Raw genomic sequence first — 23,823 nt, forward strand, 5'->3', positions numbered from 1 at the left:
ATAAGGACCAAATGTCCAACGAATCTTCACTTGGTTTGATGCGTATTGGCCTTGCCACCGCCGAGGATATCCGCGGCTGGTCATACGGCGAGGTTAAGAAGCCTGAGACCATTAACTACCGAACCCTGAAGCCTGAGAAAGAGGGCTTGTTCGACGAGCGTATCTTCGGTCCTACCCGCGACTGGGAGTGCTACTGCGGTAAGTACAAGCGTGTACGCTTCAAGGGCATCATCTGCGAACGCTGTGGTGTTGAGGTTACCCGCGCTAAAGTACGTCGTGAGCGTATGGGTCACATTGAGCTTGCTGCTCCTGTAACTCATATCTGGTACTTCAAGGGTGTTCCTTCACGCTTGGGTTACCTGCTTGATCTGGCTCCGAAGGACCTTGAAAAGATCATCTACTTCGCTGCGTACATGATTACCAGCGTTGATGAGGACGCACGTCACGAGGATCTGCCGAATCTTCAGGCAGCTCACGATCGTGACAAGAAGGTTCTCACCGATCAGATGAACTCCGACATCAACCTGATTGCTCGCGAGACCGAAGAGGAACTCGCTCGCATTGAGGCTGAGGGCGGCAAGAAGTCGCAGATCGATAAGCTTCGTGCGCAGGCTGAACGTCAGATGGCGTCAGTTCGCAAGAATCACGAACGCGAAATCGAGTTCCTTGACAAGGTATGGGACCGTTTCAAGAACCTCAAGGTTGCTGACCTTGAAGGTGATGAGGCGCTCTACCGCTCAATGGTTGATAAGTACGGCATGTACTTCGAGGGCTCAATGGGTGCTGAATCCATTAAGAAGCGCCTTGAGAACTTTGACATGCAGGCTGAAGCTGACGCTCTGAAGGAAATCATTCAGACCGGTAAGGGTCAGAAGAAGACCCGTGCGCTGAAGCGTCTTAAGGTTGTCAACTCATTCTTAACTACCGATAACTCACCTTTGGGTATGGTCTTGGACGTTGTGCCGGTTATTCCGCCGGAACTTCGCCCCATGGTTCAGCTTGATGGTGGCCGCTTTGCGACCTCCGACTTGAACGACCTCTACCGTCGTGTGATCAACCGTAACAACCGCCTCAAGCGTCTGCTTGATCTTGGTGCTCCCGAGATCATCGTGAACAACGAAAAGCGTATGTTGCAGGAAGCTGTTGACTCGCTGTTCGACAACGGCCGTCGCGGTCGTCCTGTGACTGGCCCGGGTAACCGCCCTCTGAAGTCACTGTCAGACATGCTAAAGGGTAAGCAGGGTCGCTTCCGTCAGAACCTTCTGGGTAAGCGCGTTGACTACTCAGGTCGTTCAGTTATTGTTGGTGGTCCTCAGCTGCAGATGCACCAGTGTGGTCTGCCTAAGCAGATGGCGCTTGAGCTGTTCAAGCCCTTCGTGATGAAGCGCCTGGTTGATCTCAACCATGCTCAGAACATTAAGTCCGCAAAGCGTATGGTGGAGCGTTTCCGCCCGCAGGTGTGGGACGTTCTCGAAGAGATCATCACCGAGCACCCCGTGCTCTTGAACCGTGCACCTACCCTTCACCGCCTGGGTATTCAGGCGTTCGAGCCTCAGCTCGTTGAAGGTAAGGCTATTCAGCTGCACCCGCTCGTATGTTCAGCGTTCAACGCTGACTTCGACGGTGACCAGATGGCAGTTCACCTGCCGCTGTCACCCGAGGCTCAGGCTGAAGCTCGTATTTTGATGCTCTCATCAAACAACATCTTGAAGCCCTCAGACGGCCGTCCTGTTGCGGTTCCTGACCAGGATATGATCATCGGTCTGTACCACCTGACCACTCCGCGTGATGGTGAGAAGAACGAGGGTCGTGCGTTTAGCTCATTGGCTGAAGCAATCATGGCAATGGATCTGCACGAGATTGAGCTGTACACCAAGGTCAAGATCGCTCTTGATGACTTTGTGCCTCCGGCAGGTTACGAGCTTCCGGAAGGTTACCAGCCCGGTGACCGTCTGCTCGTTGACTGCTCTGTTGGTCAGGTTCTGTTCAACCAGACTCTGCCCGCTGACTACCCCTGGTACGATGGCGTTGCAGATAAGAAGGGCCTTGGTGCTCTGATTAACGATCTGGCTGAGAAGTACCACATGGACGTCGTGGCACGTACCTTGGACAACCTGAAGAACACCGGTTTCTACTGGGCATCACGTTCAGGCGTTACCGTTGCGGTTTCAGATATTGCTGCGCCTCCGACCAAGCCCGCCATTATGGAAGGCTACGAGAAGCAGGCAGCTGATATTCAGAGCCAGTTCGATCTCGGTCTGATTGACGATGACGAGCGTCGTACCGAACTGATTGATATTTGGACCAAGGCAACTGACGAGGTTGCTGCAGCTATGCGCGATAACCTCTCAGGTCTGAACACCATTAACCGAATGGTTACTTCAGGTGCGCGTGGTAACTGGATGCAGGTTCGCCAGATTGCGGGTATCCGTGGTCTTGTGGCAAACCCGAAGGGTGAAATTATGCCTCGCCCGATTAAGTCTTCATACCGTGAAGGCTTGTCGGTCTTGGAGTACTTCATCGCAACCCACGGTGCGCGTAAGGGTCTTGCTGATACCGCGCTTCGTACCGCAAACTCCGGTTACTTGACCCGTCGTCTGGTTGACGTTTCACAGGACGTTATCGTTCGCGAGCACGACTGTGGCACCAAGCGTGGACTGACCTTGCCTTTGGTTCAGGTTGACGAAGAGACCGGTGCAGTAACCCTACATGATGAGGTTGAGAACTCAATCCACGGTCGTGCGTTTGCTGTTGATATCAAGGACGCTGAAGGTAACGTACTGGTTTCTGCTGGTGAGGACGTTTCCGATCCCGTTATCGAGAAGCTGTTTGCTGCTGGTATCGAGTCAGTCAAGGTTCGCTCGGTTCTGACCTGTGAGTCCGCAGTCGGTGTTTGTGCACTGTGCTACGGTCGCTCCATGGCATCCGGCAACTTGGTTGATATCGGTGAGGCTGTTGGTATTATTGCGGCTCAGTCAATTGGTGAGCCCGGTACCCAGCTGACCATGCGTACCTTCCACACCGGTGGTGTTGCATCAGCAGACGATATTACTCAGGGTCTGCCCCGTATTCAGGAGCTCTTCGAAGCACGTACCCCTAAGGGCGTTGCTCCGATTTCTGAGGTTGCAGGTCGTATCTCGATTGAAGATACCGAGAAGTCCTACAAGCTCGTAGTTACTCCTGACAACGGCGATGAGCCTATCGCATACCCCGTTCTGCGTCGTGCACGTTTGAATGTGGCTGAAGGCGATCACGTCAACGTTGGTGACCAGCTGGTTTCCGGTGCTGTTGATCCCAAGGAGGTTCTGCGTATTCGTGGTCCTCGTGAGGCTCAGAAGCACTTGGTTGATGAGGTTCAGGGCGTTTACCGTTCACAGGGTGTAGGTATTCACGATAAGCACGTTGAGGTTATCGTCCGTCAGATGCTCCGTCGCGTCACCGTGATTGAATCCGGCGATACCTCACTGTTGCCCGGTGAGCTGGTAGAGTCCACGACCTTCCAGTCAGCTAACCGTCAGGCACTTGCAGAAGGCAAGCGTCCTGCGGCTGGTCGTCCGGAAATGATGGGTATTACCAAGGCATCACTGGCTACCGAGTCATGGTTGTCTGCTGCGTCCTTCCAGGAGACCACCCGCGTTCTGACTCAGGCTGCTATGGAAGGCAAGTCTGATCCGCTGGTTGGTCTTAAGGAGAACGTCATCATCGGTAAGCTCATTCCGGCTGGTACCGGTCTGGCACGCTACAACGATGTTGAAGTTGAGCCTACTGACGAGGCTCGTGAGTCACTGTACTCAGCAACTCCGACCATGTTCTCTGATTTCAGCTACGCTGCTGAGAATGAGGGTTCTGTTGCTCCTGAGTTCCAGGCTATTCCGCTGGATGATTACAACTTCGGTCAGTAATCACTAGCTGATAAATAAAGGACGCGGTTTCTCTTCCACCGGGGGAGGGCCGCGTCCTTCGTTTGGTGGCTAAAGTAGTTAGCCAAAAGTCGCATAAGTTACATCGGTGCAATTTGGCAGACTCTAAGTGTCGTAAATCATCGAATTTAAGCCATATGTAGCGATATCGCGGTGTTAACGGGCTAGCTTAAGCGCTCGTATGCCGCTATAGTTTTATGTGAAGTAGTTAGCCTCAGTGTGAAAATATGAATTTTCTGATCTGTTGTTACAACAGATACGTTGCTATCTGGCTTCGAATCAATGGCAGTATGGATACAGTCCTTTGGCGTTGATCATTTTTGATCTGACGCCTAAATGCCATTTTTACGCATGCCCAGATACTTTTCTCTTGCTGGGAAAGCTGAGGCAAGCAATCGACAAGGGATTTATCCGGACGAAGATCGGTAAATTCTAAGAACAATCAAGGAACACGAATAGTGCCTACAATTCAGCAGTTGGTCCGCAAGGGCCGTACTCCTAAGGTCGTAAAGACCAAGGCGCCCGCTCTGAAGGGCAGCCCCATGAAGCGTGGCGTGTGCACCCGTGTGTACACCACCACCCCTAAGAAGCCGAACTCAGCACTCCGTAAGGTTGCTCGTGTAAAGCTCAACGGTGGCGTTGAAGTAACCGCTTACATCCCCGGTGAGGGTCACAACCTGCAGGAGCACTCAATCGTGCTCGTTCGCGGTGGTCGTGTTAAGGACCTCCCCGGTGTTCGCTACAAGATCGTTCGTGGCGCTCTGGATACCCAGGGTGTTAAGGGCCGTGGTCAGGCTCGTTCACGCTACGGCGCTAAGAAGGAGAAGAAGTAATGCCTCGTAAGGGTCCCGCTCCCAAGCGTCCTCTCGTCAATGATCCGGTTTACGGTTCACCGCTGGTAACTCAGCTCATTAACAAGGTTCTGGTTGACGGTAAGAAATCAACCGCTGAGCGCATTGTTTACGGTGCACTCGAAGGTGTTGCTCAGAAGAGCGGCTCTGATCCCGTAGTAACCTTGAAGAAGGCTATGGACAACGTCAAGCCTTCACTGGAAGTGCGCTCACGCCGTGTTGGTGGCGCAACTTACCAGGTTCCGGTTGAGGTTCGTGCAGGTCGCGCAACTGCGCTTGCACTTCGCTGGCTCGTTGGCTTCTCAAAGGTCCGCCGCGAAAAGACCATGACTGAACGTCTGATGAACGAGATCTTGGATGCGTCCAACGGTCTCGGTGCCGCTGTGAAGCGTCGCGAAGACGTACACAAGATGGCTGAGTCTAACAAGGCCTTCGCACACTACCGCTGGTAATTCTTTGAGTAGCCTGCCAGATTTGATATATGAATCTGGCAGGCTTTCAAAGTATCTTCACAAAGGGAGAGACAAGTGGCACAAGACGTGCTTACCGACCTTAATAAGGTCCGCAACATTGGTATTATGGCGCACATTGACGCTGGTAAGACCACCACTACTGAACGTATTTTGTTCTACACCGGTATTAACCATAAGATTGGTGAAACCCACGATGGTGCTTCAACCATGGACTGGATGGCACAGGAGCAGGAACGTGGTATTACCATTACTTCTGCTGCTACCACCTGTTTCTGGAAGAACAACCAGATCAACATCATCGATACCCCCGGCCACGTTGACTTCACTGTTGAGGTTGAGCGTTCACTGCGCGTTTTGGACGGCGCAGTTGCTGTATTCGATGGTAAAGAGGGTGTAGAACCCCAGTCAGAGACCGTATGGCGTCAGGCTGATAAGTACGAAGTTCCTCGTATCTGCTTCGTCAACAAGATGGACAAGCTGGGTGCTGACTTCTACTTCACCGTAGACACCATCGTTAAGCGTCTCGGCGCTAAGCCCCTCGTTATGCAGCTCCCCATCGGTGCTGAAAACGACTTCGTTGGCGTTGTTGACTTGCTGACCATGCAGGCATTTGTATGGCCTGGCGATGCTAAGGGCGACGTTACCATGGGTGCTTCATACGAGACCCGTGAAATCCCTGAAGAACTTCAGGAACGCGCTGAGCAGTACCGTGCAGAGCTCGTTGAAAACGTAGCCGAGGCATCAGAAGAACTCATGGAAAAGTACCTTGAAGAAGGCGAGCTTTCCATCGAGGAACTCAAGGCTGGCGTCCGTCAGTTGACCGTTAACAACGAAGCATACCCCGTATTCTGTGGTTCAGCATTCAAGAACCGCGGCGTACAGCCCATGCTCGACGCTGTTATCGATTACCTGCCTTCACCCTTGAACGTGCCCCCGATGATCGGTCACGACCCCAAGGACGAAGAGAAGGAGATGACTCGTAAGCCTTCAAGCGATGAGCCGTTCTCAGCTCTCGCCTTCAAGGTTGCGGCACACCCCTTCTACGGCCAGCTCACCTACATCCGCGTTTACTCAGGTAAGGCATCATCAGGTCAGCAGGTTCAGAACTCAACCAAGGGTAAGAAGGAACGCATCGGTAAGCTCTTCCAGATGCACTCCAACAAGGAAAACCCTGTTGATGAGATCCAGGCAGGTCACATCTACGCTGCTATCGGTCTGAAAGACACCACCACCGGTGATACTCTGTGCGATATGGCTAATCCCATCGTTCTTGAGTCAATGTCCTTCCCTGCTCCCGTGATCTTCGTGGCTGTTGAGCCCAAGACCAAGGGTGACCAGGAGAAGATGTCAACCGCTATTCAGAAGCTGTCTGCGGAAGACCCCACCTTCACCGTTTCACTGAACGAAGAAACCGGTCAGACCGAAATCGGTGGTATGGGTGAGCTTCACCTCGACATCATCGTTGACCGCATGAAGCGCGAATTCAAGGTTGAGGCTAACATCGGTAAGCCTCAGGTTGCTTACCGTGAGACCATCAAGAAGAAGGTCGAAAAGGTCGACTACACCCACAAGAAGCAGACCGGTGGTTCCGGTCAGTTCGCGAAGGTTCAGGTTTCATTCGAACCTATCGCACTGGATGCAGAAGAGCTTTACGAGTTCGATAACGTCGTTACCGGTGGTCGTGTTCCCCGCGAATACATCCCCTCCGTTGACGCTGGTATCCAGGACGCTATGCAGCTCGGTATCCTCGCTGGATACCCCGTTGTTGGTGTAAAGGCAACCTTGATTGATGGCGCTTACCACGATGTTGACTCATCTGAAATGGCGTTCAAGATCGCAGGCTCAATGGTCTTCAAGGAAGGCGCTAAGCGCGCTAACCCGGTTCTCCTCGAACCGCTGATGGCTGTTGAAGTTCGTACCCCTGAGGAATACATGGGTGACGTTATCGGTGACTTGAACTCACGCCGTGGTCAGATTCAGTCCATGGAAGACGCTGCAGGTGTGAAGATTGTTCACGCACACGTGCCGCTGTCAGAAATGTTCGGTTACATCGGTGACCTGCGTTCAAAGACCCAGGGTCGTGCAGTATATACCATGACCTTCGATAGCTACTCTGAGGTTCCGAAGGCTGTTGCCGACGAAATCATTCAGAAGGCTCGTGGCGGAGAGTAAAATCTCATTGCCCGTGACTTTATGAGCGAAACGCTGTAAAGTCACACTTAAATTTCACAAAAATGATACTTTGAGTACATCATCCAGTTTCAACATGCCGGCGTAATCCGCTATTGTTATGGCTAGACCGTTTTCATACGGGTTGCGCCGGTTGTTGAAACCGCAGCATGTATTCAAAACTGTTCTAGGAGGAACACCCTTGGCTAAGGCTAAGTTCGAGCGCTCCAAGCCTCACGTAAACGTTGGTACCATTGGTCACGTTGACCACGGTAAGACCACCCTTACCGCTGCAATCTCCAAGGTTCTGGCTGACAAGTACCCGGACCTGAACGAGCAGCGCGACTTCGGTATGATCGACTCCGCTCCTGAAGAGCGCCAGCGCGGTATTACCATTAACATTGCTCACATCGAGTACCAGACCGAGAAGCGCCACTACGCACACGTTGACGCTCCCGGCCACGCTGACTACGTCAAGAACATGATCACCGGTGCGGCTCAGATGGACGGCGCAATCCTCGTGGTTGCAGCTACCGACGGCCCCATGGCACAGACCCGCGAGCACGTTCTTCTTGCTCGTCAGGTTGGCGTTCCCACCCTGCTTGTTGCACTTAACAAGTCAGATATGGTTGAGGACGAAGAACTTCTCGACCTCGTTGAAATGGAAGTTCGCGACCTTCTGTCATCACAGGAATTCGACGGCGACGACGCTCCCGTTATCCGCGTTTCAGCTCTCAAGGCTCTTGAAGGCGACGCTGAGTGGGTAGCTAAGGTTGAAGAACTCATGGATGCAGTTGACAACTACATTCCGGATCCTGTTCGTGAAACCGACAAGCCCTTCCTCATGCCTATCGAGGACGTTTTCACCATCACCGGTCGCGGTACCGTTGTTACCGGCCGTGCAGAGCGTGGTACCCTCAAGATCAACTCTGAGGTTGAGATCGTTGGTATCCGCCCCATCCAGAAGACCACCGTTACCGGTATCGAGATGTTCCACAAGCAGCTCGACGAAGCATGGGCAGGCGAGAACTGTGGTCTGCTTCTTCGTGGTCTGAAGCGTGACGACGTTGAGCGTGGTCAGGTTGTTGTAGCTCCCGGCTCAATCACCCCCCACACTCAGTTCGAGGCAAACGTTTACATCCTTTCAAAGGATGAGGGTGGCCGCCACAACCCCTTCTACTCAAACTACCGTCCTCAGTTCTACTTCCGTACCACTGACGTAACCGGCGTTATCACTCTTCCCGAGGGTACCGAAATGGTTATGCCTGGCGATAACACCGAGATGACCGTTGAGCTCATCCAGGAAATCGCAATGGAAGAGGGCCTCGGCTTCGCTATCCGTGAGGGTGGCCGCACCGTTGGTTCAGGTCGCGTTACCAAGATCATCAAGTAATTGAGCGAATCTTAGAGAATGTGAACCTCAGAACTTAGGTTGATCTTTCTAGGTGGAGTCCGTAGCAACAGTTACGGGCTCCACTTTTGTTTAAAGTCAAAATTGCGTGCCATTCTATGAATTTTAAGAACGTGAGGAATGTCAAACCTGGATTCTTGAATGAGAGCCCTCAAAGTAAGCTATTCATTTGTTTTAGGGACTAGGGTTGTAGGGCATTATCAATTTACTGAGGATCAACCTTATGTCTCATTCAGATTCTTCTCGTGCAAAGGGAAATAACGGAATTATCATCGTTGCTGCGATGATGCTTTTTTCGATGTTTTTCGGTGCCGGAAACCTGATTTTCCCGCCAGTTCTTGGTGCTCAAGCAGCGGATAATTTTCCCCCGGCTATTTTGGGCTTTCTGACGACCGGCGTCCTACTGCCTGCTCTAGCGGTGATTGCTATTGCTATCACTGGAAGCGATATTCGTTCACTCACTTTGCGAGGCGGCAAAGTATTTGGTCTGATTTTCCCGGTCCTTGTTTACCTCTCAATTGGTGCCTTTTACGCTCTACCTCGTACCGCGACAGTAAGCTTTTCAACTATTGTGACCCCAAATTTTGGATGGGATTCTTGGGGATCGCGAATCGTTTTTTCTGCGGTCTTCTTTGCTATTGCTTTGGCGTTAGCATTCGAGCCCACCGGTATTGTCGACCGCTTGGGTAAATATTTGACACCCGCATTGCTCATATTGCTTTTGGTGCTCATTGTGATGGCGCTTGTAAAGATGACGAGTGCGCCCGCTGCGCCCGCTGAGGATTTTCAGTCTCTACCCTATGCAACAGGTTTTGTGGAGGGATATCTGACGATGGACTCGTTGGCTGGTCTGGCTTTTGGAATTGTAGTTGTCAGCTCGATTCGTGAAAAAGGCGTACCACGTGGACCCCAGCTGGTGAGCAGCGTCCTTAAATCAGCAATTATCGCTTGTCTTATTCTCGGTGCTGTCTACTTAGGTTTGGGCGTTATCGGACACCGTATGCCTAACGGGCAAACCTTTAGCGATGGAGCTACTCTGCTGGCTGAGGCATCTAACATCCTCATGGGCGGCGCAGGAGCGGTTGTCTTTGGACTCATCGTCTTGCTTGCTTGCATGACAACCGCAGTTGGACTGCTGGGTGCATGTTCAGAGTTCTTTGCTACATTGTTCACGAAGGTGTCTTACCGTGCATGGTTGATCATTTTTACTCTCATTGCGTTCGTAGTATCAACCACCGGTCTTGAAACTGTGATTGCCATTGCTGGGCCAATTATTGGTTTCTTGTACCCTTCAGCAATTACTCTCATTTTCTTGACGCTGGTTGAACCGTTGACGGGGCGACGTCTGAACATGACCTTTAAACTGGCTTTGATTGTCTCCATTGTGTGGGCGGGTCTCATGACGCTGGAGAGCCTCGGGATTGGAGCAAACGTCATTGCTTCTGCCATTGATTGGTCACCGGGGCACGCCCAGCAACTGGGCTGGGTGGTTCCCACTGTCATCGGTGGAATTATCGGTTTTGTTATTGACCTGATGGGCTCAAAGCGTGCTGTTCGATTGGGTGGCGAAACCCAAGCTGAAGCTGAGCGTCGCGTAGAAGCGCAATAAATGTTAGACGAGTAGGAAATGGGGCGTTGCCAGTGATGGTGACGTCCCATTTTTTGTATCTACGAAAGAACCTTAGCTAAGCGAATAGGGGAGTCATTCTGAAAATCTGAGAATAGCTTCTTTGTGTCTCTAACCACTTGGTTCATATATGTGTTGCGTTCATATGGGGTATCTGGCAAGATAGTAAACGTTGTTCAAGCGCTTATCGCTGTATACGAGCAAAAATTCTCACAAGAATGGATGCCAGATAAGCCCAAATATGACCCGATTCTAAATGTGCTCGGAAAATGTTTAGCAGGTTTTATGCGACACGCCCGAGCGCGGGGGTCGGTGCTTCAACAGGTTGAGGAACCCGAAACCTCGGATTCAGTCTGATTGAAGCGGCGCAAAAGAACTTCTCGAAGTTTCGTTAGTTCTTTTCCTTATAAAGCGCCACAATAAGGAGCAAACGCTCCGTTACAGGGAAGTACTTCAGAAAGAGAGTCCGACAGATGGCGGGACAGAAAATCCGCATCCGTCTGAAGTCATATGACCACGAGGTTATTGACTCATCAGCTCGGAAAATCGTTGAGACGGTTACGCGCGCAGGCGCTACAGTAGTTGGCCCCGTGCCGCTGCCGACCGAAAAGAACGTTTACGTAGTTATCCGTTCACCCCATAAGTACAAGGACAGCCGCGAGCATTTCGAAATGCGTACTCACAAGCGTCTTATCGACGTGGTTGATCCGACTCCGAAGGCTGTTGATGCACTTATGCGTCTTGACCTTCCGGCAGACGTGAACATCGAAATCAAGCTGTAAGAGGATCGTCTCAAAAATGACTAACAAATTCGAACGCCAGGTGAAGGGCCTGCTCGGCACCAAGCTTGGCATGACCCAGGTCTGGGACGAAAACGGCAAGTTCGTGCCGGTTACTGTCGTCAAGGCCGATTCCAACGTAGTAACCCAGCTGCGCAATGCAGAAACCGACGGCTACGAAGCTGTTCAGATCGGTTTCGGCGCTATTGAAGCTCGCAAGGTAACCAAGCCTTTGGCTGGTCACTTCGAGAAGGCTGGCGTAACTCCTCGCCGTCACCTCGTTGAACTCCGCACCTCAGATGCTGCTGAGTACTCCCTCGGTCAGGAACTGACCGTAGAGCTCTTCGAAGCAGGTCAGAAGGTTGACGTAGTTGGCAAGACCAAGGGTAAGGGCTTCGCAGGCGTCATGAAGCGTCACGGCTTCGCAGGCGTAGGCGCATCACACGGTGCTCACAAGAATCACCGTAAGCCCGGTTCAATTGGTGGCGCATCATACCCCGCACGTGTGTTCAAGGGTATGCGTATGGCTGGCCGTATGGGCGCAGCACGTCACACTACCATGAACCTGACTATCCAGGGTGTAGACGCAGAAAACAACGTACTTTTGATCAAGGGTGCAATCCCCGGTCCTAAGGGCGGCGTTGTTCTGGTTCGCACTGCTGTGAAGGGAGCCTAATTACAATGGCTGTTAAGACCCTCAAGGTAGATTTGCCCGCAGACCTGTTCGACGCACAGGCATCAGTGCCTCTGCTTCACCAGGTAGTTGTTGCACAGCTTGCAGCAGCACGCCAGGGCACTCACAAGACTAAGAACCGCGGCGAAGTTTCCGGCGCAGGTCGTAAGCCCTTCAAGCAGAAGGGTACCGGCCGTGCACGTCAGGGCTCAATCCGCGCACCGCATATGACTGGCGGTGGCGTTGTACACGGTCCTACTCCGCGTAACTACGCACAGCGTACCCCCAAGAAGATGATTGCAGCTGCACTCCGTGGCGCACTTTCAGACCGCGCACGTAACGGTCGCGTTCACGTTGTTGAAACCCTGGTAGAAGGCACCAAGCCCTCAACCAAGGCAGCAAAGGCAGCACTTGCATCAATCTCAGATCGTAAGAACGCTCTCGTTGTTATCGATCGCAAGGAAGACGTTGTTGCATTGTCAGCTCGTAACCTTGAAAACGTACACGTTCTCTACGCTGACCAGCTGAACACCTACGATGTTCTGGTTTCAGATGACGTTGTATTCACCAAGGATGCATTTGACGTATTCGTCGCAGTTGCTTCTAAGGCTAAGAAGGAGGCCGCTAAGTAATGAGCGTCCTGACTTACAAAGATCCCCGCGACGTTGTTATTGCACCCGTCGTGTCAGAAAAGAGCTACTCACAGCTCGATGAAGGTAAGTACACCTTCCTGGTTGACCCCAGCTCAAACAAGCTGGAAATCAAGCAGGCTATCGAAACTATTTTCGATGTAAAGGTTGCTTCAGTAAACACCGCCAACCGTGCAGGTAAGCGCAAGCGCACCCGTTTCGGCTGGGGTGCTCGCAAGAACACCAAGCGTGCGATTGTGACCCTCAAAGAAGGCACCATCGACATCTTCGGCGGTCCGCAGGCATAAGGCCCGCGGAGACCACTTTAGCGAAGGAAAAATATCTAAATGGGTATTCGTAAGCACAAGCCGACGACCCCGGGCCGCCGTGGCTCGAGCGTTGCAGATTTCGCAGAAATCACTCGCTCAACCCCGGAAAAGTCCCTGGTTCGCCCGCTTCCTAAAAAGGGCGGCCGTAACAACACCGGTCGCATCACCACCCGTCACAAGGGTGGCGGACACAAGCGCCAGTACCGTCTGATCGACTTCCGTCGTCACGACAAGGACGGCGTAAACGCACGCGTTGCACACATCGAGTACGATCCCAACCGTACCGCTCGCATCGCACTTCTGCACTACGTAGACGGCACCAAGCGTTACATCATCGCTCCTAACCGTCTCAAGCAGGGCGACGTTGTTGAATCAGGTCCCAGCGCAGATATAAAGCCCGGCAACAACCTGCCGTTGCGTAATATCCCCGTTGGTACCGTTATCCACGCTGTAGAGCTTCGCCCCGGTGGCGGCGCTAAGATGGGCCGCTCAGCTGGCGCATCAATCCAGCTCGTGGCTAAGGAAGGCAAGTACGCTCAGTTGCGTCTGCCTTCAGGCGAAATCCGCAATGTTGACGTTCGCTGCCGCGCAACTGTTGGTGCAGTTGGCAACGCAGAGCAGTCAAACATCAACTGGGGTAAAGCAGGACGTAACCGCTGGAAGGGCATCCGCCCGACCGTTCGTGGTGTCGTTATGAACCCGGTTGACCACCCCCACGGTGGTGGTGAAGGTAAGACCTCAGGTGGCCGTCACCCGGTTAACCGCAACGGTAAGCCCGAGGGTCGTACCCGTCGTCCCAACAAGGAAAGCGACAAGCTCATTGTTCGTCGCCGTCGTACTGGCAAGAAGCGCTAAGGAGCCTGAAACATGCCTCGTAGTTTGAAGAAGGGCCCTTTCGTTGATCAGCACCTTTTCTTGAAGGTTGCAGCTCAGAACGAGAAGGGTACCAAGAATGTAATTAAGACTTGGTCCCGCCGCTCGATGATTATCCCCGACATGCTCGGACATACCATCGCAGTGCACGACGGACGTAAGCACGTACCGGTATTCATTACCGAGTCAATGGTTGGACACAAGCTCGGCGAGTTTGCGCCCACCCGTACTTTCCGTGGCCATGTGAAGGACGACCGTAAGGGTAAGCGTCGCTAAGTCGGTTATACCGATTTAGTCTCGTAACCCTTTCGGCAAAGACGAAAGAGAGATAGGCATGGAAGCCAAGGCATCAGCGCGCTATGTACGCGTTACGCCTATGAAGGCACGCCGAGTCGTCAACCTGATCCGTGGTAAGCAAGCGGAAGAGGCTCTGGCAATTTTGAAGTTCGCTCCTCAGGGCGCTTCAGAACCGGTGTACAAGATCGTTGCATCAGCTGTTGCAAACGCTCGCCAGAAGGCAAACGCTGAAGGCGTTTCCTTCAAGGAAGAAGAGCTGTTCATCAGCGAAGCATTTGTGGATGAAGGACCCACCATGAAGCGTTTTCAGCCTCGTGCACAGGGTCGCGCATTCCGCATCAACAAGCGCACCAGCCACATCACCGTGGTTGTTGCGACCCCGTCAGAGGAGGAGGGCCGCTAAATGGGTCAGAAAATTAACCCGAACGGTTTCCGACTGGGCATCACCACCGGACACGTTTCAAAGTGGTTCGCAGACTCCAACAAGCCTGGCGAACGTTACGCTGACTTCGTAAAAGAAGACGTTCAGATTCGCGAACTCCTGTCCAAGGGCATGGAGCGCGCAGGTATCGCAAAGGTAGAAATCGAGCGTACCCGTGACCGCGTACGTGTGGACATCCACACTGCACGCCCCGGTATCGTTATCGGTCGCCGCGGTGCAGAAGCTGATCGTATTCGCGGCGAGCTGGAAAAGCTCACCGGTAAGCAGATTCAGCTGAACATCCTCGAAGTTGCACAGCCTGACCTGTCAGCACAGCTTGTTGCACAGGGCATCGCAGAGCAGCTCGCTTCACGTGTGGCATTCCGCCGCGCAATGAAGAAGGCAATTCAGTCAGCACAGCGCGCAGGCGCTAAGGGTATTCGTATCCAGTGCTCAGGCCGCCTCGGTGGCGCTGAAATGTCACGTTCAGAGTTCTACCGCGAAGGTCGTGTACCCCTGCACACCCTGCGTGCAAACATCGACTACGGCTTCTTCGAAGCTAAGACCACCTTCGGTCGCATCGGTGTTAAGGTATGGATCTACAAGGGCGACCTGACCGACAAGGAACTGGCTGCACAGCAGGCTGCAGGTAACCGTCGTGGCGGCCGTGGTGGCCGTGATGGTGACCGCCGTCGTGGTGGCAACCGTGGTCCTCGTCGTGAACGTCGTAACGACAACGCTTCAGCAAACACTGAAGCAAAGACTGCAGAAAACGGTGAGGCATAAATGCTTATTCCCCGTCGAGTAAAGTACCGCAAGCAACACCACCCCAAGCGTAACGGTCTCGCCAAGGGCGGCACCGAGGTTACCTTTGGTGAGTGGGGCATCCAGGCACTGAGCCCTGCATACGTGACCAACCGTCAGATTGAGGCTGCACGTATTGCTATGACCCGTCACATCAAGCGTGGCGGTAAGGTCTGGATCAACATTTACCCCGACCGTCCGTTGACCAAGAAGCCTGCTGAAACCCGTATGGGTTCCGGTAAGGGTTCACCCGAATGGTGGGTCGCAAATGTAAAGCCCGGTCGAGTCATGTTTGAACTCTCCGGTGTATCCGAAGAAGTGGCACGCGAAGCTATGCGCCTCGCAATCCACAAGCTCCCGATGAAGGCACGCGTTGTGCGTCGCGAAGGTGGTGAATAAGAAATGGCAGTTGGATCAAAGGATCTGAACATCGACAAGCTCGCAGAGCTCTCCAACGAGAACCTGGCTGACGAGCTGCGCAAGTCGAAGGAGGAACTATTCAACCTCCGTTTCCAGGCAGCCACCGGCCAGCTTGAAAACCCCGGTCGTATCCGTACCGTCAAGCGCGATATTGCACGCATTTACACCGTGCTGCGTGAGCGTGAGCTCGGTATTCGTCCCTCAACCGAAGGTTAAGTCAAGTGAGTGAAGTAAAGACTGAAGAGCGCGGCTACCGCAAGACTCGCCGTGGCTACGTAGTGTCCGACAAAATGGACAAGACTGTAGTCGTTGAGGTCGAGGATCGCGTTAAGCACGCACTGTACGGCAAGGTTATGCGCCGTAGCTCAAAGATCAAGGCACACGACGAGCAGAACACTGCTGGTATCGGTGACTTGGTTCGTTTGGCAGAGACTCGCCCGCTGTCAGCGTCAAAGCGCTGGCGCGTGGTAGAGATCATCGAAAAGGCTAAGTAAGCCCTTTTCGTTCTCTACTAGAACATGAGCTAAAAAGGCTCCTTCCACGAAAGTGGAAGGAGCCTTTTTGTTTTAATCCAGTGGGCCAAACGGTAGAAATTGAAGTATAACTTACTTAAAGATAAGGTAAGGCTTAGTAAAAGATTTGCTAGGGCTAAATCAGTCGGTAAATGCCGTGTTTTGCATAGATTTTGCCCTCTTTGCACTTATCTAGCGAAAGAACCATTACTGTGTGTGAAACTCCGTCGCTTCTACCGGTTGCTCCTTACCCCGATGAATTTGCTGAACGCTATCGAAAAGCAGGGATGTGGGTTGATGAGACCATTCCCGAATTTCTTGAAACCTCTTGCACGGACTCTGCAGAAAATCTAGCTGTCATTGCGGTCTCGCATCAAAAGATGTCACAAGGTGAGTCCGATCTGGTGGCGAGGCTGACGTATGCAGAGCTGCGGGAACAGGCGCTGCTGGCTGCGGCTCGTGTGCGAGACGCCGGTGTGCGGCCGGGGGATCGCGTCCTGCTTCAATTACCTAATATCGCCGAATACCTCGTGTATTTATTAGGTATTTTTTGGGCTGGGGGAATTCCCGTCTTTTGTCTTCCTGCTCATCGGGCATCGGATCTAATTCACTTTGCTATAAAATCTGATGCTTCAGCGCATGTATTTTCTTCGCGCACTACCGGTGCAGATTTTCAGCAGCTACACCGGTCAGTCGCCTCGGCTGTGCAGGACCAGCAATGCCGTAGGTTAGCCGGTATCGACGCATCCTTGCCCTATGATACGGAGAAGTCTGAATCTTTCACCCCTGCACAGCCCGTCATCAATACTGATAGGACGCGAAAGAGCGAGCAGGTTGCCTTCTTGCAGCTTTCAGGTGGCACCACGGGGCTTTCCAAGCTCATCCCTAGAACTCACGCTGATTATTTGTATTCGGTGCGTCAGTCGGCGAAGATCTGTCAGCTGAATCAGGAAAGTACCCTGCTAGTTGTTTTGCCTGCCTCTCACAACTTCGCCATGAGCTCCGCGGGCATTTTAGGGGCAATATACACCGGTAGCACCATTGTCTTTGCGGCCGATCCTAGCCCGAAAACTGCATTTACTTTAATCGAGCAAGAAAAAGTGAGGGTGGTGCAACTTGTGCCGCCTCTCGCTCAGGCGTGGTTGGCTTCCGCTCCTAAGCGTCAACCCAACCTAGAAACCTTAGAACTGATTCAAATTGGGGGCGCAAAACTACTGCCGTCCGTTGCAGAGCAGATTACGCCTGTGCTCCACGGAAAACTGCAACAGGTTTTCGGGATGGCAGAGGGCCTCGTGAATTACACGAGAGCTGATGATAGTGATGAGATGAGGCTGCATACTCAAGGACGCCCGATGAGCGAGTTCGATGAGATCCGTGTGGTTGACGATAATGATGTGCCGGTTGCAGAGGGAGAATCGGGTCATTTGCTGACTCGTGGTCCCTACACGATTCGCGGGTATTACAACGAACCTCACATTAACGTGAAAAGCTTTACGGAAGATGGTTTCTATCGCACCGGTGACATTGTGCGACTGCATCCCACTGGCGATATTGAGGTCACAGGCCGGGCTAAAGATCAGATTAATCGCAACGGAGAAAAAATTGCGGTGGATGAAATCGAGGATGTCGCTCTGACGCATCCGCACGTATACGACGCGGTTGCGGTGGGGCTACCTGATGAGGCGGTGGGGGAGCGCATCTACTTGGTTGTTGTTCCTCAGCCGGATGCAGACTTCGGCGAATCTCCCGTGAGTGCCATGCGCGAGTATTTTGCTGAACGGCAGGTGACTCCATATAAATTCCCTGAACTGGTAGAAGTCATGGACGCGTTACCGCTGACTAACGTTGGCAAAATTTCCCGCCGTGATGTTCGAGCTGCCGTATTAGATCATGTACTACAGAATAAGGAGAATCATGCCTAACAATGAGCTGATAAATGTTTTGGAGCGTCACATTAAAGACCCCATGGGGCTTGAGAAAATTGTGTCCCAGCCTGAAACTGACTTGTTTACCGTGGGGCTTGATTCTATGAGCGCGTTTGCTCTTATCGATGACTTGGAGGAGATTGGTATTAGCGTGGAGTTCACTGATTTATTAGCGAACCCTACCGCTCAATACCTAGATAGCCAGTTGCGAGAATAAGGTAAAGCAGTGGCCTCTTCCCTTTTTGGGTAAGAGGCCACGTTTTATTTCTGGGTGAAATAATGAAGCGAATCTACGATTCCCCGGCTCCAACAGGCGTAATCGTGCCCTCCTGAATATTCCCGGTAGGTATGCGTAATGCCTTGTTCTTGAAGAACCTTTCTAAAGGCCCTGTTCCATGACAGTAAATATCCTTCGTATGCGCCGACCTCTACAAACAGATTGATATCTAAAGGCGTTGTATCTGCCTTTTTCCATTCGACCAGCAGGGTTCCTTCGGTGATGTCGTTCGAAAGGTTGTTCCACCACCAGGAGGCTGACTGCACGGTGGCGCATCGAGCGATGTGAGGGTAATATCTGCATAGCTCGGCTGCAGCTAAACCACCCAGCGAGCCACCCGCGATGATGCGGTGCGTCGCATCCGGAAGAACTGTGAGGCTTTGTGCCCATGGCAAGACATGTTGCTGAAGTAGTGCCGCAAACAGGTCTCTCTCTGCAAAAAGTTTTGCTCGATCGAAAGGGCCTTCCGCCCACAAAAAGAGCACCGCTGTTGTGGCAGAAAAAGGAGTTTCTTCTAGGGAGTTGAGCAGTCCGTTGGAAAGGTGCTGATCGCCATCTAGCGCTATTACTAAGTGTTCAGGTGCTTCGGGCGTATAGAGCGCGACCTGAACTGGCTCTGCGAGGTCAGGAAGCGTAAAAGAGGTAGAGGAAAGATCAGGGGCGGAATCTGCAGGCGGTAGAAGTTCGAGGACGCTAGATTCTGCGGTAATCACAGAAGTCCTCACGTGGGAGGGAAGATCTTGACCGCGCGCGCTAAGGGGCTCGGTGCGGCTGAAAAGCTCCCGCCACTGACCTCGATCCGTGATTGCATCAAGCTCGGACTGGCTGGTTCTTATCATGCCTGCGGTGCTCACAATATCCGAGGGTACTTGGAAAACAGCTGCGTGTGCTGGAGTTCCTTCAACCTCTATCTGCTGAAGGATGAGGGGTGTCATGTCGTGTTTGTGCATGTGGGTGACGGTATCCAGCACAAAGATCATTCTTTCATCTGTACTTTGCGCAGGGTAAATCAACTGAAGTGCCCGGGTGCCAGCTTCTTGAGTCTCATTAATCGAGATTCCCCAGAGTATTTCTAATGATTTTCCGTCAGCTATCTCGGATTCGATGAGAGCTTTGACCTGGGCGGCCTCTAATTGCGGGGGAGGCGGTGGTGTGAAGGTGTGCTGGTTGACGGTTTGAAGCCACTGTTTTTCTGCCGCAGTTAGACGCGTCATGAGGTCAATCTTTCGCTCAATTTTTAACTTTAAGGGAAGCTTAAATACACATTAAGACATAGCTATGCTATAACTAAGGCTGACCTAATAAAAATAGGTCAGCTTTTTATGACTTAATTTTTTTTGAGGAAACGTTCGCCATGACATTGGAACCGCAAGCCAGTGCCCCCAGCTCTCGACTCTCTCGTCGGATCGCTGTGCTCGCCGTGGGATGCGCGTTGCTGTTTTTGTGCATCGTTGGCTCATTCCTGGTGGGATCCTCGCACATATCCGTTGAGTCTGTTCTGACCTATCTGCAGCATCCTGATGGCTCGAACGATAGCTATATCGTCAACGAACTGCGGAAAACCAGAACGCTTTTAGGGGTGCTCGTGGGGGTATGTTTAGCGGTTGCTGGGGCAGTGATGCAGGCCGTCACCCGTAATCCCTTAGCCGATCCGGGCTTGCTGGGAGTGAATGCGGGAGCGTCCCTTGCTATAGCTGTGGGAGCTGCGGTTTTTGCTGCGCACAGTACGGTTGCTCAGTTCTTCTTGGCATTGGCGGGGGCATGCATCGCTTCGCTGATTGTGTACCTTGTGGGCAATGCTGGCCCGTACGGCGGAACACCGGTGCGGTTAGTGCTGGCAGGCGTGGCGTTTTCTACCGCAGCAGGTGGTGCAACCAGCGCTTTGCTGATGATTAATCCAACAGCTTTCAACACCTTTAGATTCTGGGATGTTGGCGCACTCACCCGTACCGATATTTCCCTGCTCGGACTGCTAGTGCCTGCGCTTGCAGGACTGGGGATTATCGCATCCATTGTGCCGGGCCTCTCGGCACTGGCGTTAGGCGACGATGCGGCAACAGCTCTCGGCACTCGTGTGAAAACGGTCCGTGCATTAGCGCTTTTAGCGTTGACGCTCCTGTGCGCTGTAGCTACAGCGGCAGCCGGCCCTATCGGTTTTGTAGGACTGATGGTGCCCTACTTTGCTGGAGTACTGGTGGGAGCCCACCGCGGCTGGATTATCGCCACCTGCGCCGTGCTTGGGCCAGTCTTGGTCTTGAGCGCAGACATCCTAGGACGCGTGTTAGTGCGTCCTGCAGAAATGCAGGTAGGTTTGCTGACGGCGTTCGTTGGCTCGCCGGTTCTATTACTTCTGGTCTACAAGATGCGGGGAATCAAGCGATGAACAAAGCTCAAGTTTCTGCGTTTGTAGAAAATCCACCTCGCGATGTGTGGCTGAGAGCCGGTTCTCGAAGCGTGCTGATCCGCCGCCGAACCGCCGTGATAACCGCGGTGCTACTGCTATCCGTTGTGGCAACGGGTCTCTGGGCTCTGGGTGTTGGTGGTAGTTCTTTGAATCATTTCAAGGTCGCGGAGGTTTTGATGGGCGGCGGAACCCCCGGTCAACGGATGATTCTTGTACAGTGGCGTGCTCCCCGCATCCTTGCCGCAGTAGTGGTGGGCGGTGCCCTGGGAATTTCAGGCGCAATTTTTCAAACACTCACCAGGAATCCGTTGGGGAGTCCCGACCTCATCGGCTTTACCATGGGTGCGCAGACCGGGATCCTTGTCGCGGTTATCGTGGCAGGCGCCTCGCTGGCGTCCGTGACGTCTTTTGCTCTGGTGGGCGGTCTGCTAGCCGGCGCTATTGTTTATGCTCTGTCATTCAAAGGCGGCTTTGGCGGCTTGCGCCTGATACTTGGCGGTATCGCGGTGAGTTCTATGCTGGGCTCTTTTAACCGCTGGTTGATTGTCCAAGCAGACTCCGATACCGCATACGGCGCCCTCAAAGCAGTAACCGGAACCTTTGCCAGCGTTGGCTGGGACACCGCAGGGTGGTCTTTAGCGGGAATAGCTCTGATAAGTTTGCTCGCACTAGGGTTTTCACAATCATTAGAAACCCTTTCTCTCGGACACGAACTGGGAACCACTCTCGGTTTACCGATGCAAAGAATCCAGGCTCTGATGGTTCTCACCGGCGTCGCCCTGGTCGCCCTCGCCACGGTCGTGGCAGGACCCATCTCATTTATAGCTCTCTTAGCCCCGCACATCGCCCGGTCTCTGTGTCGTAGCTACGTCGCTCCGCTCGTAGCATCAGCGCTTACCGGATCGCTACTGCTACTTGCCGCAGACGTCCTGGGCCAAGCCGTGCTCGAATCGCTACCGGTCGGTATTGTCACCTCCGCACTGGGCGGCCTTTACTTCCTTGCACTCTTGATCGCAGAAACGAGAAAGAAACTGTGAACGCACGCTTTACTCTCGACAACATCACACTGGGCTACGACGAATCAGTGATTTGCCAGTCGCTGAGCCTGAACATTCCTGCGGGTGAGTTTAGCGTCATTGTGGGACCCAACGCCTGCGGAAAATCGACGCTACTCAAAGCGCTCGCACGCATCCTCAAACCAATGAGCGGAATTATCACTCTCAACGGGCAGGCACTTGAAAGCTATAAAGCAAAAGAAGCTGCGCGAACGGTCGGTCTGCTACCGCAAAATGCTATTGCTCCAGAAAAGATGCTGGTGCGAGATTTGGTGGCCAAAGGACGCGCACCCCACCAGAGCCTGCTGAAACAGTGGAGCCTTGCTGATGCTCAAGCGGTACATCGAGCCATGGAACTGACAAACACGCTTGACCTTGCGGATGCTGCGGTGGATGAGCTTTCCGGCGGTCAGCGACAGCGCGTGTGGATTGCAATGGTGCTAGCGCAGGATACCGAGACAATCCTGCTCGATGAGCCCACCACTTTTTTGGATCTCAAACACCAAATTGAGGTGCTTGAGCTGTGCAAAAAGCTTCACCGTGACGAAGGACGAACGATTGTTGCTGTGCTGCACGACCTCAATCAAGCCGCACGCTATGCAACCCACCTTATCGCGATGAAAAAGGGATCCGTTCAGGCTCAGGGGCGGCCAACAGAGGTTGTGACTCAGCAAAATATTGAGGCGATTTTTGATCTTCAATCTGAGATTATCAGCGACCCCATTACCAACACTCCCATGGTTATTCCGTACGGAAGTTAACCGCTTTTTCAAAGACTTGAACCACATCAAACACTAACTCACATGAAAGATTGAACCTGTGAAAAAACTATCCTTCTCACGCCTTCGCGCAGTACTCGCGCTGGTACTGGTAGCCTTCGTCGGCTTGTTCGTGACCGCTTGCTCACCGAGCGGAGAGTCCGCAGAATCTTCCGCTGCATCGAACGCAACGGAGGGTAGCTGGCCACGTACTCTTCAAACTGATGACGGGGAACTTACGTTAGATGCTAAACCCGAGAAAATCGTGTCAACTTCCACTACGTTGACGGGTAGCTTGCTCGCTGTGGGCGCTCCTGTTGTGGCTTCAGCTGCTACCGTGCCCAACGTTGAGGGACTGAGCGATGATCAGGGCTTCTTCTCACAGTGGAGCCAAGAAGCTAAAGACGCCGGCGTCGAAAAACTCTACGAAAATAGCTCACCCAACCTTGAGAAGGTAGCAGAGTACAGCCCCGACCTCATCGTCGTCTCAAAGAACAGCGGTGACTCGGTGATGGATAGCGTTGACCAGCTACGCAAGATTGCTCCGGTTTTGGTCATCGACTACAGCGGTTCTTCATGGCAGGATGTCACCACTAAGGTCGCTGAGGCAACCGGACACGAAGAAGAAGCGCAGAAAGTTATCGAAGATTTCGACACCCGTCTGAACGAGGTTAAAGACAAGATTACCGTTCCTGAAGGTAGCACCTCAGCGTTCATCGTTTTCGGTGATGGTTCCGGCGCAGCTGCTCTCACCGAAGAAGCTCCTCAGGTGCAGATTTTGACCAGCCTCGGCTTCACTATGGCTGAGATTCCTGAGGACGTTAAGGGCGATACCTCTATGGGCGCTGACCGCCAAGATATTGTCAACCTCTCCCTGGAGAACGTGCAGAAAGGCTTGACCGGCGACAACTGGATCGCTGTCTCAGCAGACGATGTGGCTAAGGATCAGATTAAGAATGATCCAGCGTTCAATACCGCTGCAGCTGTTAAAGACGGCAAGGTTTACTACACTCCCGGTGAAACTTTCCGACTTGATAACTACTCAGCGCACATCATGCTCGATTCTCTTGAGCAGTCATTCGCTCAATAATCACCACCAATAGTTCATAGGGCGGAGCCTATTGTCTACCCCAGGCAGTGGGCTCCGCGCCATTTAGATTGAACAAATGACCGTGCTGATAGTGGCACGTTTCGCGCTACACCACTTGAAACCACC

The 23,823-nt window shown here is 52.9% G+C and carries 24 protein-coding genes; 23 read left to right on the top strand and 1 reads right to left on the bottom strand.

Annotated features, from left to right (window positions below):
* Window positions 1-11 precede the first annotated feature (11 nt).
* From IDM49_RS03195 to IDM49_RS03285, 19 genes are all read left to right on the top strand, one after another.
* A complete protein-coding gene (locus tag IDM49_RS03195) occupies window positions 12-3,902 on the top strand; it encodes a DNA-directed RNA polymerase subunit beta' (protein ID WP_190725007.1) in 3,891 nt (1,296 codons plus the stop codon).
* 476 nt (window positions 3,903-4,378) lie between these two features.
* Window positions 4,379-4,753 carry a 30S ribosomal protein S12 gene (rpsL, locus tag IDM49_RS03200; protein WP_168614562.1) on the top strand — a complete coding sequence of 125 codons (375 nt, stop codon included), beginning with the start codon at window positions 4,379-4,381 and terminating at the stop codon, window positions 4,751-4,753.
* Window positions 4,753-5,223, top strand: a complete 471-nt coding sequence (gene rpsG / locus IDM49_RS03205) for a 30S ribosomal protein S7 (RefSeq protein ID WP_168614563.1) — start codon at window positions 4,753-4,755, stop codon at window positions 5,221-5,223. Before rpsL ends, rpsG begins: the two co-directional genes overlap by 1 nt.
* A 75-nt stretch (window positions 5,224-5,298) precedes the next feature.
* Window positions 5,299-7,416 carry an elongation factor G gene (gene fusA / locus IDM49_RS03210; protein ID WP_168614564.1) on the top strand — a complete coding sequence of 706 codons (2,118 nt, stop codon included), beginning with the start codon at window positions 5,299-5,301 and terminating at the stop codon, window positions 7,414-7,416.
* A 199-nt stretch (window positions 7,417-7,615) separates the two neighbouring features.
* Window positions 7,616-8,806: an elongation factor Tu gene (gene tuf / locus IDM49_RS03215; RefSeq protein ID WP_168614565.1), complete on the top strand. Its 1,191-nt coding sequence runs from the start codon at window positions 7,616-7,618 to the stop codon at window positions 8,804-8,806.
* 241 nt (window positions 8,807-9,047) lie between these two features.
* Window positions 9,048-10,433 carry a branched-chain amino acid transport system II carrier protein gene (gene brnQ, locus IDM49_RS03220; RefSeq protein ID WP_190725008.1) on the top strand — a complete coding sequence of 462 codons (1,386 nt, stop codon included), beginning with the start codon at window positions 9,048-9,050 and terminating at the stop codon, window positions 10,431-10,433.
* Between the two features lie 491 nt (window positions 10,434-10,924).
* Window positions 10,925-11,233: a 30S ribosomal protein S10 gene (gene rpsJ / locus IDM49_RS03225; RefSeq protein ID WP_168614567.1), complete on the top strand. Its 309-nt coding sequence runs from the start codon at window positions 10,925-10,927 to the stop codon at window positions 11,231-11,233.
* Window positions 11,234-11,249: 16 nt separating this feature from the next.
* Window positions 11,250-11,906, top strand: coding sequence for a 50S ribosomal protein L3 (gene rplC / locus IDM49_RS03230; protein ID WP_168614568.1), 657 nt, complete (start codon window positions 11,250-11,252; stop codon window positions 11,904-11,906).
* 5 nt (window positions 11,907-11,911) lie between these two features.
* On the top strand, window positions 11,912-12,535 hold the full coding sequence (rplD, locus tag IDM49_RS03235) for a 50S ribosomal protein L4 (RefSeq protein WP_190725009.1): 624 nt from the start codon (window positions 11,912-11,914) through the stop codon (window positions 12,533-12,535).
* Window positions 12,535-12,840 carry a 50S ribosomal protein L23 gene (gene rplW / locus IDM49_RS03240; RefSeq protein ID WP_168614570.1) on the top strand — a complete coding sequence of 102 codons (306 nt, stop codon included), beginning with the start codon at window positions 12,535-12,537 and terminating at the stop codon, window positions 12,838-12,840. Before rplD ends, rplW begins: the two co-directional genes overlap by 1 nt.
* Before the next feature lie 39 nt (window positions 12,841-12,879).
* Window positions 12,880-13,716, top strand: a complete 837-nt coding sequence (gene rplB / locus IDM49_RS03245) for a 50S ribosomal protein L2 (protein ID WP_190725010.1) — start codon at window positions 12,880-12,882, stop codon at window positions 13,714-13,716.
* 12 nt (window positions 13,717-13,728) lie between these two features.
* Window positions 13,729-14,010, top strand: a complete 282-nt coding sequence (gene rpsS, locus IDM49_RS03250) for a 30S ribosomal protein S19 (protein ID WP_168614572.1) — start codon at window positions 13,729-13,731, stop codon at window positions 14,008-14,010.
* Window positions 14,011-14,068: 58 nt separating this feature from the next.
* A complete protein-coding gene (gene rplV / locus IDM49_RS03255; protein ID WP_168614573.1) occupies window positions 14,069-14,434 on the top strand; it encodes a 50S ribosomal protein L22 in 366 nt (121 codons plus the stop codon).
* Window positions 14,435-15,238: a 30S ribosomal protein S3 gene (rpsC, locus tag IDM49_RS03260; RefSeq protein ID WP_168614574.1), complete on the top strand. Its 804-nt coding sequence runs from the start codon at window positions 14,435-14,437 to the stop codon at window positions 15,236-15,238.
* Complete coding sequence (rplP, locus tag IDM49_RS03265) at window positions 15,239-15,655, top strand: 50S ribosomal protein L16 (protein WP_168614575.1); 417 nt, start codon at window positions 15,239-15,241, stop codon at window positions 15,653-15,655.
* 3 nt (window positions 15,656-15,658) lie between these two features.
* Window positions 15,659-15,892, top strand: coding sequence for a 50S ribosomal protein L29 (rpmC, locus tag IDM49_RS03270; RefSeq protein WP_168614576.1), 234 nt, complete (start codon window positions 15,659-15,661; stop codon window positions 15,890-15,892).
* A gap of 5 nt (window positions 15,893-15,897) precedes the next feature.
* Window positions 15,898-16,170: a 30S ribosomal protein S17 gene (gene rpsQ, locus IDM49_RS03275; protein WP_168614577.1), complete on the top strand. Its 273-nt coding sequence runs from the start codon at window positions 15,898-15,900 to the stop codon at window positions 16,168-16,170.
* A 230-nt stretch (window positions 16,171-16,400) separates the two neighbouring features.
* Window positions 16,401-18,110 carry a (2,3-dihydroxybenzoyl)adenylate synthase gene (locus IDM49_RS03280; RefSeq protein WP_228008170.1) on the top strand — a complete coding sequence of 570 codons (1,710 nt, stop codon included), beginning with the start codon at window positions 16,401-16,403 and terminating at the stop codon, window positions 18,108-18,110.
* A complete protein-coding gene (locus IDM49_RS03285) occupies window positions 18,103-18,330 on the top strand; it encodes a phosphopantetheine-binding protein (protein WP_190725011.1) in 228 nt (75 codons plus the stop codon). Before IDM49_RS03280 ends, IDM49_RS03285 begins: the two co-directional genes overlap by 8 nt.
* Before the next feature lie 44 nt (window positions 18,331-18,374).
* Here IDM49_RS03285 and IDM49_RS03290 read toward each other — a convergent pair whose 3' ends face one another.
* The gene (locus tag IDM49_RS03290; protein WP_190725012.1) at window positions 18,375-19,604 is read right to left on the bottom strand and encodes an alpha/beta hydrolase; all 1,230 of its coding nucleotides are present in this window, start codon (window positions 19,602-19,604) and stop codon (window positions 18,375-18,377) included.
* Between the two features lie 140 nt (window positions 19,605-19,744).
* Between IDM49_RS03290 and IDM49_RS03295 the strand changes: the two genes are divergently transcribed.
* From IDM49_RS03295 to fepB, 4 genes are read left to right on the top strand one after another with little or no spacing between them, the layout of a single operon-like run.
* Window positions 19,745-20,773, top strand: coding sequence for a FecCD family ABC transporter permease (locus tag IDM49_RS03295; protein ID WP_190725013.1), 1,029 nt, complete (start codon window positions 19,745-19,747; stop codon window positions 20,771-20,773).
* Window positions 20,770-21,831, top strand: a complete 1,062-nt coding sequence (locus tag IDM49_RS03300; protein ID WP_190725014.1) for a FecCD family ABC transporter permease — start codon at window positions 20,770-20,772, stop codon at window positions 21,829-21,831. Before IDM49_RS03295 ends, IDM49_RS03300 begins: the two co-directional genes overlap by 4 nt.
* A complete protein-coding gene (locus IDM49_RS03305) occupies window positions 21,828-22,610 on the top strand; it encodes an ABC transporter ATP-binding protein (protein WP_190725015.1) in 783 nt (260 codons plus the stop codon). The genes IDM49_RS03300 and IDM49_RS03305 overlap by 4 nt, the downstream gene beginning before the upstream one ends.
* Before the next feature lie 58 nt (window positions 22,611-22,668).
* Window positions 22,669-23,697 carry a Fe2+-enterobactin ABC transporter substrate-binding protein gene (fepB, locus tag IDM49_RS03310; protein ID WP_190725016.1) on the top strand — a complete coding sequence of 343 codons (1,029 nt, stop codon included), beginning with the start codon at window positions 22,669-22,671 and terminating at the stop codon, window positions 23,695-23,697.
* The last annotated feature ends 126 nt before the right edge of the window (window positions 23,698-23,823 follow it).

The organism is Rothia terrae (assembly GCF_014705925.2).
Taxonomy (GTDB): Bacteria; Actinomycetota; Actinomycetes; order Actinomycetales; family Micrococcaceae; genus Rothia; species Rothia terrae.